At 42.8% G+C, this 17,691-nt stretch carries 12 protein-coding genes; 6 read left to right on the top strand and 6 right to left on the bottom strand.

All coding sequences use genetic code 11. The features are described from left to right. The 3 genes from tnpA to folE2 form a co-directional block, all read right to left on the bottom strand. Nucleotides 1–182 (bottom strand): IS200/IS605 family transposase (gene tnpA / locus LPA49_RS19470; protein WP_230236583.1); only part of this gene is annotated, 182 nt, incomplete at its 3' end. 179 nt (nucleotides 183–361) lie between these two features. Continuing rightward, nucleotides 362–2,521, bottom strand: coding sequence for a S46 family peptidase (locus tag LPA49_RS19475; RefSeq protein WP_036972550.1), 2,160 nt, complete (start codon nucleotides 2,519–2,521; stop codon nucleotides 362–364). A gap of 114 nt (nucleotides 2,522–2,635) precedes the next feature. Beyond that, nucleotides 2,636–3,517, bottom strand: coding sequence for a GTP cyclohydrolase FolE2 (gene folE2 / locus LPA49_RS19480; RefSeq protein ID WP_074988444.1), 882 nt, complete (start codon nucleotides 3,515–3,517; stop codon nucleotides 2,636–2,638). Nucleotides 3,518–3,940: 423 nt separating this feature from the next. Between folE2 and LPA49_RS19485 the strand changes: the two genes are divergently transcribed. Further along, nucleotides 3,941–6,106, top strand: coding sequence for a M3 family metallopeptidase (locus LPA49_RS19485; RefSeq protein ID WP_036972554.1), 2,166 nt, complete (start codon nucleotides 3,941–3,943; stop codon nucleotides 6,104–6,106). Nucleotides 6,107–6,251: 145 nt separating this feature from the next. Here LPA49_RS19485 and LPA49_RS19490 read toward each other — a convergent pair whose 3' ends face one another. After that, nucleotides 6,252–6,953 (bottom strand): M15 family metallopeptidase, encoded by a 702-nt coding sequence (locus tag LPA49_RS19490; RefSeq protein ID WP_206770764.1) that lies wholly within the window; start codon nucleotides 6,951–6,953, stop codon nucleotides 6,252–6,254. Between the two features lie 52 nt (nucleotides 6,954–7,005). Beyond that, complete coding sequence (locus tag LPA49_RS19495; protein ID WP_312000497.1) at nucleotides 7,006–8,661, bottom strand: sensor domain-containing diguanylate cyclase; 1,656 nt, start codon at nucleotides 8,659–8,661, stop codon at nucleotides 7,006–7,008. Between the two features lie 283 nt (nucleotides 8,662–8,944). On the opposite strand from LPA49_RS19495, the gene LPA49_RS19500 reads away from it, so the two are divergent. After that, nucleotides 8,945–10,132 (top strand): acyltransferase family protein, encoded by a 1,188-nt coding sequence (locus LPA49_RS19500; RefSeq protein WP_182396665.1) that lies wholly within the window; start codon nucleotides 8,945–8,947, stop codon nucleotides 10,130–10,132. An 81-nt stretch (nucleotides 10,133–10,213) separates the two neighbouring features. On the opposite strand, the gene LPA49_RS19505 is transcribed toward LPA49_RS19500, so the two are convergent. Further along, complete coding sequence (locus tag LPA49_RS19505; RefSeq protein ID WP_230237519.1) at nucleotides 10,214–13,081, bottom strand: FAD-binding and (Fe-S)-binding domain-containing protein; 2,868 nt, start codon at nucleotides 13,079–13,081, stop codon at nucleotides 10,214–10,216. Nucleotides 13,082–13,430: 349 nt separating this feature from the next. Here LPA49_RS19505 and LPA49_RS19510 point away from each other — a divergent pair, with 349 nt between their 5' ends. The 4 genes from LPA49_RS19510 to LPA49_RS19525 all read left to right on the top strand — a co-directional run bounded on the left by LPA49_RS19510 (nucleotide 13,431) and on the right by LPA49_RS19525 (nucleotide 17,691). Next, a complete protein-coding gene (locus tag LPA49_RS19510) occupies nucleotides 13,431–15,248 on the top strand; it encodes a glycoside hydrolase family 3 protein (RefSeq protein WP_036972975.1) in 1,818 nt (605 codons plus the stop codon). A 67-nt stretch (nucleotides 15,249–15,315) separates the two neighbouring features. Then, complete coding sequence (locus LPA49_RS19515; protein WP_036972558.1) at nucleotides 15,316–16,113, top strand: putative hydro-lyase; 798 nt, start codon at nucleotides 15,316–15,318, stop codon at nucleotides 16,111–16,113. A 7-nt stretch (nucleotides 16,114–16,120) separates the two neighbouring features. After that, entirely contained in the window at nucleotides 16,121–16,852 is a 732-nt protein-coding gene (locus LPA49_RS19520) for a 5-oxoprolinase subunit PxpA (protein WP_118845284.1), read from the top strand. Next, nucleotides 16,837–17,691 carry a glutamate cyclase domain-containing protein gene (locus LPA49_RS19525; RefSeq protein WP_230237521.1) on the top strand — a complete coding sequence of 285 codons (855 nt, stop codon included), beginning with the start codon at nucleotides 16,837–16,839 and terminating at the stop codon, nucleotides 17,689–17,691. Before LPA49_RS19520 ends, LPA49_RS19525 begins: the two co-directional genes overlap by 16 nt.

The following is a 17,691-nucleotide window of genomic DNA, read 5'->3' on the forward strand; positions in this document are numbered from 1 at the left end:
TGGTCAACCTGCACATTTAACTCGACTACTTTGCACCCTAACTGCTCACAATAAACTTGTATGCACCTGTAAACATCTCTGCCTACTTTGTTCTTCAATATTCTGAACCTATACTTTGGTGTCCAGACTATATGATATTGACATCGCCAATACACATGCGATGCTTTCTCGTATCTACTCATGTTTTTTCCTTATATGACTTCGCTAAAAATCAAGTAAGGAATTAACATGAGTATTTTTTCAGGCAAAGCCTAAATGATGATAACCACCTACTGAAGTAGGTGGTTTAGGGCCGAAAACAAAAATGCCAGTCGCAAGGACTGGCATTTTATCGCTCAGATAATAAAGCTATTTAACCGTGTTATTTAACGATGCTCATTTCTTTTAATAAGTTTTGGGCATTGTCGACCTTATCCATCACCCACAGCATGTAGCGTGAATCAACATGGATAGAGCGATTTAGATTAGCATCGTAATCCCAATCACCAATAATACTCTCGTACACACCGTCAAACAGTAAACCAACCAGCTCGGCATTGCCGTTTAAAGTAGGTGAACCTGAGTTACCACCTGTGGTATCAACATTCGATAAAAAGTTAACGGGCACCGTATTCATGCCGCCCGTGTAGTCGCCGTAAAGCTTTTGTTTAATCAACTCATTTTGCTTTTCAGGAGAGTTGAATGGTTCAACGCCGGTGTTCTTTGCAAGCAATCCTTCTAAAGATGTAAAGGGGGTTGCCACTAAGCCATCCTGCGGTGAATAGCCGCCTACCGTGCCATACGTCACACGTAATGTGCTGTTAGCATCAGCATAAACAGGTTTGTTCATCGCTTTGTTGTAAGCAATAATGGCTTCCATTAGAGCTGGGCGCGCAGCTTGTTGCTTACCTTCAAGCTCTTTTTTCGCATCTTCAATGTCTTTCATCACGTTAAAAATAGCGTGTGCGTATTGAATAAATGGATCGCTGCTTTGCTTTAATTGTGCAAGGTCTAAATCAGTCATCCATAGACGCTTTGTTTCATCGCTTAGCACTGAGTTAGCATACATATCATCAAGCAAAGCCTGTTGCTTTTGCTTGTCAAAACCAGCGCTTAAACCAAGTGCTTTATCAACTTCTGCAACACGCTCGTCGCTTGGTAGCGCTGCATACTGCTCAATAAAGTACAGTAAAATAGCTTTATCAACCGTTTCGTCGTAACGGCGGCTCATGCTTTCTAGGCGAGATTTAATACGTGGAATATCACGCTCTTGGTAGCCGCTTTCACGTTCTGCGTCTGGCTTTTGCTTTTCATAGGCTAAACGATACAGCATGCGCGCTGATGACATCATTTGCGAACGATGCACATACCCTAACATGCGGTCGCGTTGATTATGCTGCTGCGACTCATCGACTAACGCAGTTAAATCTGCCAACACGCTGCCGTATTTAGCTTTACGTTGACTGTCTTTATTAATCCACGCTGCTAGATCTTTTTCGAATTGTTGTTTGCGGGTATACATTGAACCTTTATTAAAGCTCTCTATCATTGAGCCATAATTTTTAATGTAATTGTTATAGCCAGCGATTGTGCTTTCGTAAGCAATACGCGCCGCGGAACCCTCTGGGGCATTTTCTTCAATCAATGAAACATATTTTGAATTGTATTTGCGTGCCAGTGGATAAGCCGTGTTAAACACGTAATCAACCTCAGGTGAAATACGGTAGCGGTTAGTGCTACCTGGGTAGCCCGTTACCATTACAAAGTCACCCTCTTGTACGCCCTTGGCACTGACTTTTAAAAACGCATCGCTTTGGTAAGGAACATTGTCTTTAGAGAACTCAGCGGGCTTGCCATCCTTGCCCACATAAGCACGGTAGAATGAAAAGTCACCCGTGTGACGCGGCCACATCCAGTTATCAATATCGCCGCCATATTTACCCACGCCCATGGCTGGGGCATACGCTAAACGCACATCTTTAATTTCAAGTGACTTAATTAAGTAATACTCTAAGCCACCATGAAAAGTATACACATTACAGCGGTAGCTATCATCTTGCTCACACTCGCTTACCAATGCTTTTCGGTTTGCTTCAATGGCATCAAAACGCGCTTTACCTGTTAGGGTATCGGTGCCTTGGTTTACTTTATCTGTGACTTCAACGACATCTTCAGTCACGTACACGCGTGAACCTGGTGCGGCAGGCACTTCTTCGGCATGATTTTTAGCAAGAAAGCCGTTTTCAAGAATGTTGTTCTCGGTTGTTGAGTTGTACTGGATTGAGCCATACGCACAGTGATGATTTGTTACCACTAACCCTTTAGGTGAAACAAACGAAGCGGTACACCCCCCAAGGCTGATAACTGCATTCATTGGAAACTCTGTCAATTTTGAGATTGACTGTACGTCGATGTTCAAGCCTTTCGCTTTCAAAATTGATTCAAGTTCTGGTAATTGGTGAGGTTGCCACATACCTTCGTCTGCAACAGCAACATTTGCCACAGCGAGACCCACTGCAGCTGCAATAAATTTAAAACGCATAGAATACCTTTATATTATTTTGTTAATCATTTTTAGCGGTCGTATCATTCACCTTGTTTTGTACAATAGCAATAATTTGCGACTACGATTGTCAAAGTTTGTAAACATTTAAGCCTACTTAGCCTCGTAAACCACGGCATTATGCGCATGCAAACTTTCTTGATGTTCAATTTTAAACTGATAGTCAGCAAGCCCATTCATTGCCTCTAAACATGCTTTTAATCGCCTTGCTGCATCCTCACAAAATAATAAGTTTTCTGCATTAAGGGCTGCAAATGCTTGCTCATCTTCACGCTTAACCGCGGTTTGCACGGGAGTACCAATTGCGTGTTCACATGTTTGTATAAAATGCGAAAGATCAGGCAATTGTTCACTCTCAAAGGTGGCGTCTATGTAAGCATAAGAGCGCTGGCTATGCGGCGTTGCAATCGAGCCTTCTTCACTGGCAAGCCAGCCTAACAAAGCGTGCTTATGGATGCTGTCCTCTTTAAAATGTGTGTCGACCGCTTCACTTAAAAGCTGTCGCGACAACGCCGCTGAGCACGGGCATGTACTACTGTAAGCAATCGTGACGTTTAATTTAACCGTTAGGTGCGCTTGCTGAGTAATGGTTAACACCACGGGGTAAGCGTTATACCCCGCGTTATCACTGAGCAATGCCGGTTTTAACAACGGTAAATCAAAATGCAGCACCAGCTTTGCTCCTTGGCTTAAGCCCTGTTGAGAAGCAAGCATGTGGTTCATACACTCAGCCAATCGATGCTGAGTTAATGTTTGCTGTGCCAACATCTGATTAAGCATTAAATACAAACGCGACATATGAATGCCTTTAGCATTGCTGTCTAGGCTAACAAACACATCGGCAAACGCATTAAGCGCCACATTTAATCCCGCCAACTCAAGCTTGATAGGTAAGGCTATTTTTTCCATACCGACCCACTTTAACGGAAATTGAAAATGGCTATTACTGTGTGAGGTTATATCGGGTAAATACATAGTGGATTCTTATAAATGACTAAAATTTAAAGCCTGATGGCCTTTTCCTAATGACTGACTTAAAAAATAAAATGCCAATACTGTTTATTGAATAATTAATGGTACAATATAACATACCATTTAATCACTAAGAATGGGGCTAAAAAATACGGTTGCTTTTAAAATTGACAAAAAGGCGATATGATTTTGGTCTGTTTATATAATAAAGACAGTCGGGGTTTAGGGTAGATTCACCACTTATCGCAGCCAATAATCACCTTATCGCAACGGATGGGGTCATTCGTCGTCATCCACAGTATCCTCAGTCTATTGGTTACACAGTCATTGTGCTCCTAGTGAGCATAACTGCGCCGCGACTAACTATTAACGAAGCTTTCGCATTACCGGCGCAATTTAATTTTAGAAATAAAAAAGAGATAAACAATGAAACACTTACTCGCAACAGCGATCAGTTCAGCGTTATTGTTAACGGCCTGTTCTGAACCACAAACAACAGCAAACAATACCACTACAGAGCAAACAGCACCGGCAAGCGCTGTTGAACAAACAAACCCACTGTTTGTGAAAAGCGAACTACAATACGAAACGCCTGATTTCAACGCCATTAAAGATGAGCACTTCATGCCTGCTTTCAATAAGGGCATGACAGAGCAAATGGCAGAAGTTCAAGCGATCATCAACAACACAGCAAAGCCTGACTTTGCTAACACCGTTGTTGCACTTGAAAAAAGCGGTGAATTATTAACGCGCACACGCAGCATTTTTTATAACCTAGCAGGCAGTGATTCAAACCCTGCTCGTCGTGAAATACAAAAAGAACTCGCTCCAAAGCTTGCTGCACATAACGACAATATTTTCTTAAATAAAGCACTGTTCGACAAAGTTGCTAGCGTACATGAACAAATGGATTCTTTAGCGCTAACAGCCGAAGAAAAGCGCTTACTTGATGTTTACTACAAGCGCTTTGTACGTGCAGGTGCAAAACTAAACGCAGAAGAAAAACAACAAATCCGTGATATCAATACAAAGCATTCAAGCTTAACCACGCAGTTCTCGCAAAACCTACTAGCACTGACTAAAACCAACGTTGTGTTAGTTGATGACAAAGCACAGCTTGAAGGCTTACCTGCGGGTCAAGTTGAACAGCTTGCTAATGCTGCCACAGAAGCGGGTCACCCGGGTAAGTACCTAATCAAAATCACTAACACCACACGTCAACCAATTTTAGCCACACTGAAAAATCGTGACCTGCGTGAAAAAGTTTGGCGTGCATCTGCAGAGCGTGCTCTTTCAGGCGAAAACAGCAACCGTGAAATTGTTGCTGAACTTGCTAAGTTACGTGCTCAAAAAGCCAAATTACTAGGTTATGACAGCTGGGCTGCGTTTGGTTTAGAGTCGCAAATGGCGAAAAAACCAGAAGCCGTATTTGATATGTTTGCCAGCATGATCCCGGCATTGATGCAAAACGTCAACGCAGAAGCGGCAGCAATCCAAGCGAAAATTGATGAGTCAGGTGAGCAATTTAAGCTGCAACCGTGGGACTGGTTATTCTACGCAGAGCAAGTGCGTAAAGATAAATACAACCTAGATGAAAACGCTGTTAAAGAATATTTTGAATTTAACCGCGTATTAGAAGACGGCGTGTTTTACACAATGAACCGTTTATACGGTATTACTTTCAAACCACGCAACGATCTGCCCGTTTATCACCCAGATGTGAAAGCGTACGAATTATTTGATGCAGACGGTAAGAGCTTAGCTATTTTCTTTGCTGATTACTTTGCCCGTGAAGGTAAACGTGGTGGTGCATGGATGAGCTCGTTCGTGAAACAGTCTGGCTTAAAAGAGCAAAAACCCGTGGTTGTGAATGTTATGAACATTCAAAAAGGTGCCAATGGCGAACCAACACTTATCAGCTATGATGAAGCCACGACAATCTTCCACGAATTAGGTCATGGCCTACACGGCATGTTCTCAAACGTGAAGTACCCAACATTGTCTGGTACGTCGGTATCGCGTGACTTCGTAGAGTTCCCTTCTACCTTTGAAGAAGACTGGGCAATGTACCCTGAAGTTATCGCTAATTATGCAAAACACCACAAAACAGGTGAGCCAATTCCTGATGAATTACTGAAAAAAGTAATTCAATCTCGCAGCTTTAACCAAGGCTACGATACGCTTGAGTATGTTGCAGCAGCGCTGTTAGATATGGAATGGCACTCACTAAGTGCAGATGCTCCCCTGCAAGATATCGAGAAGTTTGAACAAGAAGCACTGACTAAACACGGCGTGAACGTACCATTTGTTCCACCTCGTTATAAATCAGCCTTCTTCTCACACTCTATGGGCGGTGGCTACTCAGCTGGTTACTACGCATATATGTGGAGTGAAATCTTAGCGGCAGATGCCTTTGCTTATGTACAAGAGCAAGGTGGTTTAACACGCGAAATGGGTGATAAATACCGTAAAGAGATTTTAGAAGTTGGTAACTCACGTGACCTTATGGAATCGTTCAAAGCATTCCGTGGTCAAGAACCTGATACCTCAGCGCTATTAAAACGCCGTGGTTTAAAAGCGACTGTTCAGTAGAGCAGTTGCGACTCCCCACTTTGTGCTTATAAAGGCACGAAGTGGGGGCATTTCGCTAGGCAATGGCTATGTGGGATTAACCCCGTAGTTTCACACCGACCTGTCACAACGTTTTATGCCGCGTTTTTAATAATTTAGAGCTTTTCTATTCCACCACAAAATCAAAGTAGGTGGCTGGGTATGCCTGAGGCTGATAAGTAAAGTGCCACCATTCCATTGAATACGGGGCAAAGCCTGCATCGGTCATCAACTGTTTAAGTTTATATCTATTTGCTTTTTGACTGGGGCTAATTCGTGAGTCGTCGGTGTTAGAAAGGGTATCAAACATATCAAACGGTGACCCCATATCAAGCTCTTTCCCCTTAGAGTCAACCAACGTTAAGTCGATAGTTGAACCACGGCTGTGGCCTGATTTAGCAGCAATATAGTCGCCAAGCAACTGGTCTTTCCCTAAATTTGGATAAAACTCAGCTTTTGTGCGGGTATCCTCTAGGTCGTTTACCCAACGCACAAAATGATTAACAGCGCGTTGTGGGCGGTAACAATCAAATATTTTTAGACCAAGTCCCTCAATTTGCGCCGCATTTTGCACTTTTTTAAGCGCATTGGCAGCGCTGGTGTGCAATAAACACTTAGGGGCGTTATAGCCCTCTATCGGTTTGCCGACAAAGTTATGATGGCCAAAATAACGAATATCGAGCATCGCATTTGGCAATAATGCACCGACATCTACAAACTCGCTGCGCTTATCTTCTTGTGGGGTTGCATTGACCGATGCCGCGCCCAGTAATGCCACACTGACAAAGGCCATTGATTTAGACACGCTATATAAGTGAGTGAATGCCATTAAATTTATCCGTTAATAACTTAATTAATTTCACTATTACACAATAAATAACTTATTCCAACTCTGTCGCCTCAAAAAGCGACGTATCCTGTTGATCATAAATCGTATCGACAACACAGCGATTGCGACCTGTTCTTTTTGCTAGATAAAGCGCTTGGTCGGCTAATTTCATAACGTCGTCTAGGCTTAATTGCTCAAGCGGCCAGCCCGCAATACCAATCGATACATTAATATTACCCACCGGTTCAATAATGCTTTTAGAAATGCGTATACGTAAACGTTCAGCCAATTGATACGCACGCTTAGGGTGCACATTAGGTAAAATAACAATGAATTCCTCACCGCCAGTGCGTGCCACAATATCGCTATCACGCGTCACATCGAGGAGTATTTTTGCTAAAGATTGCAAAACAACATCGCCAATATCGTGACCAAACTCATCATTTACGCGTTTAAAGTGATCAATATCAATCGCTAATACCGCAAATGAGCGCTGCTGTGCCATTAATTGGCTTAACTGCATATTTAAGCTTCTTCGATTGTGCAAACCCGTTAACGGATCAGTGTGTGCTTCGTGACGCAAAAGGCCTATTTTACTTTCTAACAGCCCAATGCCTTTGAGCATTGCTTTTCTCAGTTCATCGCTCTCATAATACCAAGAGCGAATGTGTTTAAGTGCAACTGATGTTGTGGGCTCATCCAAAGTATTTGCTGTTTCAGCCAGCTTTCTTAAAGGCTGAGCTATCAATTTTGCAAGCACCCAAATTAACACGAATGTTAATATTCCTATTGGCGCCGTTTTAATAAATACTTGCCACATTAAGCTATCAAGCGGTGCAAGGGTACTTTCAAGCGGACGTTGTGTTACCACACCCCACGGTGCCATTGTCATGGGGGCATACCCCGCTAACATTGCAACACCTTGACTATTAATCACTTGTTGCTTACCAACTTTGCCTTTAAGCACAGCATTGATCACTTGGTTATCAAATACTTGCTCACCTATGCGCTCTTTATCGGGGTGATAAAGCAAACGGTTGTTTTCATCAACGACATACAAATACGAGCCGTCTTGGTGATAATGCACCTGCAATAGTTCGTTGAGAATACTGGCACGCTTTAAATATAACGTGCCGCCTACATAGCCAATAAATTCATTATTTGAGTTAAATAACGGCTGCGACATAAAAATCAGTAAGTTACCGGCCATTGAGATATAGGGCTCACTGATCATAGGCACGCGATACGACAACGCGGCTTTGGTACCATAACTATCCACTTTACGATTTTGTAAGTTAAGTGAAAGGGGCGACACCCCTAATATGTCACCAAACTTATTGACTATAATTGTTGAGTTAAAACTGTTTGTTTGCAGCCTTAATCGTTCTGCTTCAGCATTAATGAGCGTTTGATTTGTAAAATCTGCTTCAAGTATTTTGGCAACGTATGCTAATTGCTGCTGCGCCGCCAATAAAAAGTTATCGGTAGCAGACACAAGCTTCGCCGCATACGCTTCATGATTATTTAATGTGTTATCTATCAGCTGCTGTTTTTGAACTTGATAGCTTGAGTAGTAACTATTTAGCAAGGTAATGAGCGTTGCAGAAAACGCCAGCAGTAAAATTAAGCGATGCAGGTTCAAGCCCGCTCTAAGACAATTAAGCACGATACATCTCATTTTATAAAGCCCAATCTCCGTATCGAGCACATCTAATACCTTTATACTAGCAATTATAAATTTGTACCTCTATAGAACTTTTCTCAAATATTGATTTAGCGCAACAATAAGTGCATTTACTCTAATAAATCACTTTATTGATTAACCACTGCCATAGATTCATAGATTCATAGGTTCATAGATTCATAGATTCATACACTTTCATTTAAATTCATGCGTGTGGTGCCCTCGTTTATAAAAAATTAGATACGGCTTGCTTTAAAGGAATAAATTATCTAGATTAAAATCATTAATAAAAGATAAAAAATTCAAAATGAAACAACACTGTTCATCCATTCTAAACACATTACCGCCGCATCGCTTAATGGCGTTAGACGTTATGCGCGGCTTAACCATCACCGCAATGATTCTAGTAAATAATCCAGGCAGTTGGAGCGCAATGTATTGGCCGCTAAAACACGCTGAGTGGCACGGCTGGACACCAACCGATTTAATCTTTCCCTTTTTTATTTTTATTGTTGGTATGTCGATTACTCTTTCTGTCGATAGCATGCGAGCTAAAGGGTTTAACCATGCTTATATACTAAAAATGGGGGCAATTAGAGCCGTTAAACTACTCGCTCTTGGTTGGTTTTTAGCACTGTTTTTTTATAATTTTCGTGATCCAACCTTTAGCTGGATTGATGACACACTTTTGCAACTGAGAGTACTTGGCGTGCTGCAGCGTATTGGCTTAGTGTATATCGTAGCACTGTGTTGTTACCTCTATTTAACGCCTCAAAAAATTGCATTAACCTGTATTAGCTTACTTGCAGTCTATGCTGTAGCGATGCTCTACCTTCCCTACCCACTGCCCAACGGAGATGTCGTTAATGGTTTATGGTTACACGGTAATAATTTAAGCGCGTGGATTGATAATGCAGTACTGGGCAGTCACCATGTTTATTATGCTAAAGCACAGCCCTTACCTTTTGACCCTGAGGGAATTTTCTCTACTTTGCCTGCCATTGCCAGCGCGCTGAGTGGCATACTGGCGGCGGTGTACTTAACCAAACAAACAGACCTAAAAAAACAAGCGCGCGTCTTTATCCTCACAGGTGTGTTAGCGGTTATTGCAGGCTACTTAATCTCGCCACTTACACCTATCAATAAAGCACTTTGGACACCAAGTTATGTGTTACTCAGCTCTGGACTTGCAATAATTACCTATGCGTTTTGCAGTGCAATTTTAGACATTTACAAAGTACGTGCATGGGGTGCTCCCTTCATTGTGTTTGGTGCTAACGCCATTTTATTCTTTATGTTTGCAGCCATACTGGCGCGGTTATTAATTATGATCCCCGTGGGGGATACAAGCTTAAAGGGCCTTATTTACGGCTCAATAAACACGTTGATCACAGATAACCACTTAGCTTCTTTTGTGTTTTCGTTGCTGTTTTTAGCTGTCTCATACGGTGTGATGTATGGCTGCTATAAAAAAGGCATTTTTTGGAAAGTGTAAATAATGAATTAAGCCAGTTGTGGCAACACAACTGGCTCGTTCTGGCTCGTTAATAGAACTGACTGTTAATAAGACAGGCTCCTAATTAACAGTGCTGCTTTGCTTATCAAGTAAATACAAAATAGATTGATAACTAATGCCACTGTGTTCAGTTAAGCCTATTTCACAACTGCGGCTATTAGACACCCCTCGATTGCAGTTTTTTGGTACCTGTTGTTTGAGTGTTTTGAGCGCATTGGCGTTAAGCTTCGGCAGATTAAACCCTTTATCGCCAGCAAAGCCGCAGCATTCTATATCAGCCGGAATAATAACGTCTGAGCTGCATGCCTTGGCAAGTGTGACTAAACTTTGCTCTTTTCCTAACCGCTTTGAGCTACAAGTTACATGCAACATAATAGGCTCGCTTGTTTGAGTTACCTGCAAATGCGCTAAAAGCTGCTCGGTTGCAAAGTCTGCACTTTCGAAAATAGTCAGTTGCGTATTTTTTGCTGCATTCAATGTGGTTAAAGCGCAGGGACTGGCGTCAAAAACGATGGGGTATTCTCCATTATTTGAACAGTCAATTAGCTCTGTTAGTAATTGCTCACTTTTGCTTTTAAACTCTTTATTAAGGCCTTTACTCGCAAAGGGCATACCACAGCATAATGAATCTGGCTGCTTAGGGATGATAACTTCAAACCCTGCCTTTGCAGCTAACGAATGCATTACTTCGACAAGAGAACGCGTATCATCACTGCCTTTATCGGCAGCAAAAACCCGTCCTGCGCAGCTTGGCACATACACCATTTTTTTATGTTGCGGCTTTTGCTTTACGTGACAATTAATTGGTTGCTCAGCACGAGGCCACGCCGAAAAATACAAAGGCGTACCCAGTAGTCTATGAGCAGGTTTAGTTAAGCTCACAAGGTTGTTTGTGCCGATAGCTTTTTCAAGCACCTGCATCACATTTAAACCCAATCGTGCCCCACCTGCTATGACCGCAAAATGCTTACTCGCAAAGGCTGCAAGCGAGCGTGTGAGTTTGTTTGTAGCCGCTTTTTCGGCTCTTAATGATTTAATAAATTCGCCCGTGTTAATACCCACAGGGCATTTTAAGCCACACAGCCCTGTTGCTGCACACGAATCAATCCCCAGATATTTAAAGTCATTTTCAATAACGGTGAGCTTTTGATTTAACTGTTGCTTGGTTTTTAAATCGTCTGTTCCCTGCAACGCGGAGTGTAATTCAGTGCGATGACGCCACAAAGTTATACGCTGTCTTGGGGTTAGAGTGAGTCCTTTTGAAGGGCACACAACTTCACAAAAACCACATTCAATGCAGGTATCAATAATATCGTCACTTTTGGGCATGGTTTTTAAATGTTGCGTATGCGCATTTTTATCAGCATTGATGATCACCCCGGGGTTGAGTATATTTTTCGGATCAAACAATTGCTTAAGCTTCACCATCACGGCAAAACCATCATCGCCCCACTCTGTCGCCACAAAAGGCGCCATGTTACGGCCCGTGCCATGCTCTGCTTTTAGTGATCCTTTAAGCTCAACGGCGACTAAGTTGGCAACATCTGCCATAAATTGCTCATAGCGCGTTACTTGCTGCTTAGTATCGAATGCTTGTGTAAACACAAAATGTAGATTTCCTGCCAGCGCATGACCAAAAATGATCGCTTCATCGTAGCCATATTTTATAAAGAGCTGATGAAGCGCATTAACACCCAAAGCCAGCTTATCAAGGGCAAAAGCAACATCTTCTATAATTACTGTGGTGCCTGTTTCGCGCACAGCTCCCACCGCTGGAAATGTTCCTTTGCGAATATTCCACAGTGCGGCATTGCGTACGCTATCAGCCGAAAAGGCGATGGTAGCAAGCGCAGATTCGCTAAACTCATTAATTAACAGCTGCGTGGCGTGCGTAAGCTCATTGAGCGTGTGTGCATCTTCTGCTCTTAGCTCAATTAAAAGCGCCGCGGCGTGCTCTGGGTAATCAGCAACATTCTTGGGCATAATGGCGTGCTCTGCCACTGACATCAAGGCACGTTTATCAAGTAGCTCAACGGCGGCGACATCAAGCTCGCTAAGTCTTTGCACTAACTCACACACTTTGTTTATGTCATCAAAAATAAAGAAGCCGGTGTGCTTATGGCTGTGTTCAATAACCGTGTGGTAAGTGATATCGGCAATAAATGCTAACGTCCCCTCAGAACCAATGATCACATGCTTAATAATGTCTATTGGATCAGAAAAATCCAACAACGCATTTAAACCGTAACCGGTGGTGTTTTTTAGTCGGTACTTATGCGTAATTAGCTCACTGAGTGCAGCGTTTTGCTTAACACTGGCTACTAAATTCATTAACTCATTAACCCAATCGCTATGGGTGCTTAAGAAACGTTGGCAGCTGTGTTCGTCAGCCGTGTTAAGTTCTGTGCCATCGGCAAAAATAAGCGTCATATCTTTTAGTGTATGGTAGCTATTTTGCGCGACACCACAGCACATACCAGAGGAGTTATTAGCAGCCATACCGGCAATTTTACAGCTGTTAATCGACGCAGGATCAGGACCAATCTTTTTACCATAAGGGGCCAACACCTGATTGACTCTAGCTCCAATAATGGCGGGCTGAAGACGAATTGCATCGGCGTTATCTAAAATTTCAAAGTTGCTCCAACTGTCACACAGCAAAACCAAGACAGAGTCGGTAATTGCTTGGCCAGATAAGCTGGTGCCCGCAGCCCGAAAGGTAATAGGCACGTTATGTTGATTTGCCGCGCTAATAACCTGCTTTGCTTGTTTTTGGTTACTGACAAGAACCACTAACTCTGGAATTAAACGATAAAAGCTCGCGTCTGTTCCATACGCATAGCGGCGCGAGTAATCTTCTATTAATGCGGACTCTGGTAAAAAAGGTGTAATGTATTGTTTAAACGCATGCAATCGGGTTAATGCCATCTCGCCCCCAAGCTAGCCTTAATCTGGTGTGATAAATATGGAATATATTATTACTTTAATTTTAATCAAAAAGCGACTAATTAAATTGATAAATTATCAACTTCGCTCTGAGCAGGTCGGGTTTTCGTTATATTTTTTGGGGTCATAAGTAATATTCAGTGTTTTAACTACGCTTTTTGCAGTCCAAACCAAAAACCGTTAGGGTAGCAAAAAATACTGTATTTCTATTTAAAAACACATTAACATCGAGAATAATTTATTCTTAAAATTAATTAAGCGTTTTGCTTTGGAGCTTGCTGTGTTAAATAAGTTTGCACTATCGTCACTGGTTATCGGATTAGGGTGTTTCATGCCATTACAATCATCATTTGCTGAGTCTGCGTTAACTTTAAAACAGCAGTTAGGGCAAAAACTAATGCTCGACTTACGCTATTACTGCGAACAAAAAATCGGCGAGCAAGACATCGGCGATAAAAAATGCCGCACGCCAGTTACACACTTACCCGCTGATTTAGCCAATATCATCACTAAACATAATATTGGTGGCGTAATTTTATTTGCCGAAAATATTGATACCGTGCCGCAAGTAATTAAACTTAATAACGACTTACAAAAAGCCGCGGCTAAGTCAGCGTTAGGCTTACCTTTGTTTATCTCGATTGACCAAGAAGGTGGCCGGGTTGCTCGTATACCACGCGATGTAGGCACGTCATTCACGGGCAATATGTCGATTGGCGCAACGTATAAAGAGCATGGAACTCACTTTGCCAAAGAGTCCGCTCGGATTATTGCCGATGAACTGCTCGCTCTGGGCGTTAACGTAAATTATGCGCCGACGGTTGATGTAAACATGAACCCTGATAATCCTGTGATCAACGTACGCTCTTACGGTGAAGACCCCCAATTGGTAGCTAAACTGGGTGGCGCTCAAGTGGCAGGCTTTGAAAATAATGGGGTTATTTCATCGTTAAAGCATTTTCCGGGGCACGGCGATACCAATGTCGATAGCCACACAGGCCTGCCTAAAGTGATGCACGACAAAGAGACTATTTGGCAACAAGATTTACCGCCGTTTAAAGAGATCATTAAAAACCAGCAACCGGGTATGATAATGACCGCGCACATACAGTACCCAGCGCTTGATAACAGCACCTTTGTGAGCAAAGAAGGTAAAACCATGATCAAGCCAGCAACCATGTCGCGCAAAATCATCACCGATTTGCTACGCGATGAGCTTGGTTATCAAGGGGTTGTTATCACTGATGCCCTCGATATGGCTGGCATCAGCCATTTTTTCGAACCTATCGAAGCTGTAATCAACACATTTGCCGCAGGCGTTGATATCGCGCTAATGCCAATTGAAATCAGAAGCCCTAAAGACTTAGCCGTACTCGAAACACTGTTAGAGCGCTTAGAAAACGAAGTAAAACGTGGCACCTTAAATGCCGATGAAGTGAGTGCATCAGCAACACGCATTTTAAAACTTAAAGAAAAATTCAATCTAACAACGCAGCTTGACGATGAAGCCGCAATTAAAAAAGCGCAGTTATTGCTTGGTGATCAACACCACCGAAAAGTAGAGGCAGAACTGGCATTAGCGGCCATTACCGAAGTTAAAAACGAAAAGCACACTTTACCGCTTAAACTTAAAGAAAACACCAAAGTGCATATAATTATGCCTGACACACGAAAATGTTTCGCTCTGCAACAAGCTCTGCTGGATAACACACACACGTTGTTAAGCTTTAGCTGCACCAGCTTGCAAGGCTTTGAGCCACTTTCAACGTTAAAAGAGTTAAACGAAGCGGATGTGATTATTGCGGCGAATGCTTCACCAAAGCAAAGTGCTGTCGAAGTAGGTGGTATGGATGACTTGGCCGATAACCCAGAGTTTGCGATTGCAGACCAATCAGCCGCGCTAGAATCGTTACTTAAACAAGCTAAATTAGCAAACAAAAAGACCGTATTTGTCAGCTTACGCGCACCGTACGATATTGCCCAATTTGGCAAATTTGGTGATGCAGTCCTTGCCACCTATGCTTACAATATTGACGTGGACACTGACGAGAAAATCGCAGGCCCTGCATTCACAGCATTGGCAAAAGTTTTGCTGGGTAAAGCCCCTGCGAAAGGACAGCTTCCCGTTACAATTAACGGTATAAATTAATGTCTAATACCCTTAGATTGAACTGAATGTTATGGTTGGTTCAAGCTAAATACTGAAGGAGAGGCACGTGCAAAAAGATGCATCATTAACGACCCCAGCAGCGATTAGGAAATTGGTGCGGGCAGGTGACTACAGCGGTCATACTTCTGGCTTTGCTCCTGGTTTCGTGCAGGCAAATCTAGTTATTTTACCGAAACAATATGCGTTCGACTTTTTGCAATTTAGCCAAGCCAACCCTAAATCATGCCCTATTATTGCAACCAGCCACTCGCCAGGTGTAACCGATATGCCAACCGTTGGTGAAGACATTGATATACGCAGCGACTTGCCTCGCTATCGCATATTCAAAAATGGTCAAATGGTTGAAGAAGTCACTGACATAAGCGATGTATGGCGTGATGATTTAGTGACCTTTCTAATTGGCTGCTCATTCTCATTTGAAGAAGCATTGATTGCCGCAGGGCTTGAAATTCGTAATATCACCGAGCATAAAAATGTGCCGATGTATGTGACTAATATGCCCTGTCAAAGTGCAGGAATGTTTCATGCAAATATGGTCGTAAGTATGCGACCAATGAAGCCTGCTGATGCGATTCGCGCTATTCAAGTGTGTAGCCGTTTTCCAAGTGTTCATGGCGCACCAGTTCATTTTGGTGACCCAGCAGCGATTGGTATAAAAAATATAAATAAGCCTGAATTTGGCGATGCTGTCACCATTAAAAATGGCGAAGTTCCGGTGTTTTGGGCCTGTGGTGTCACCCCACAAATTGCCATTGCGAATGCAGCACCCGATTTTTGCATTACACATAGTCCTGGTCATATGCTGATCACCGATATTCCAAACAGTAGAATGGCGGCGTTATAAAATGACCATGAAACTTAATTGCGATTTAGGCGAAAGCTTTGGCATGTGGAAAATGGGCCTTGATGAGCAAGTAATGCCACATATTGATATGGCCAATATTGCCTGTGGTTTTCATGCGGGTGATGCCGATGTAATGGCAAACACATTAGCCCTTGCCAAGCAGCATAATGTCACTGTTGGCGCTCATCCAAGCTACCCCGATAAACAAGGTTTTGGTCGCCGTTCAATGGCTATGAGCGCTCAAGAATTGATAAATTGCCTGCATTACCAAATAGCGGCGATTGATGGCATGGCAGCAGTGCATGGTTTAACACTTAATTATGTGAAACCTCATGGCGCGCTTTACAATGACATGATGCGTGATGAGCGTATTTTAGAGAGTGTAATGCGTGCCGTTGCAAGTTACCCAAAGTCATTAAAATTAATGATTTTAGCTACCAATCAAGCAGATAAACACAAAGAACACGCAAGCGCACTCAATTTAGAACTTATTTTAGAGGCATTTGCCGACCGCCAATACACCGACGAAGGTACACTTGTGTCACGTAACCTTGCTGGCAGTGTACACGACAAGCCCGCGTTAATCGCACAAGTTAAACAGTTGATTAAACACGGTACTGTGACCACTCGAAGCGGTCAACAGTTAACGCTGAATGCAGATAGCCTCTGCGTGCATGGTGATAACGAAGCAGGCATTGCCCTAATTCAAGAGATTAAAACATTATGTCAGCAAGCCTAAGCGACGAAGCCTTCAGCCAACAAATTGAAACCATGATGGTTGAACAAAATCCACGTGGTATGCAGCATTTATACGCAATGCAAAGCACCGGCACGTACTTACGCGCAGCTCAGGCATTACATAAAGCAAATGGACCGGTATTAATTGGCACTGGATTTGCGGTTAATAACACCTTTGAAACCGATGGCCCGGTTGGTGCAATTGCACTTTATAGCGTGTTAGACACGCTAGGAAAACAGCCCATTTTAGTCACTGGCAACCCCCTTTACAGCGCATTAAAAAACGATTTTAACTGTTTTGAATTGCCGATTAACAGTATTGAAAATGCCCGCACTTTTAGCATTAAAGCGCTTGAGCAATTAAAGCCAGATTGCGTACTGTCAATCGAACGTCCGGGGCTTAATGAGCATCAACGTTATTACAATATGCGTGGTATCGATATTTCGGAGCACTGTGGCTGTTTTGATTTTTTTATAACAGAAGCAACCTGCCCAACCATAGCAATAGGCGATGGTGGCAACGAAATTGGCATGGGTAATCTTGCAAAGCATATGCATGGGCTCAACATAACACCCAGTGTAACGCCTTGCGATGAATTACTACTTGCCGATGTATCTAACTGGGCAGCCTATGGCCTTATCGCATTTTTAAGCCGCTGGCATAACACCGATTTTTTGGCTGATATAGAGCCTTTGAACATTTTGCAATACCTAAGTGAGCGCGGCAGTGTAGATGGTGTTACCCATAAAAACGAGCTCACTGAAGACGGCCTTCATGCAATGCATGGCCAACAATTAATAACTCGGCTTCGCCAACTTACTAGACAGAATGAGGTTTAA

The sequence above is a fragment of the Pseudoalteromonas sp. MB41 genome (assembly GCF_020966275.1).
In the GTDB taxonomy this organism is placed as follows: Bacteria; Pseudomonadota; Gammaproteobacteria; order Enterobacterales; family Alteromonadaceae; genus Pseudoalteromonas; species Pseudoalteromonas lipolytica.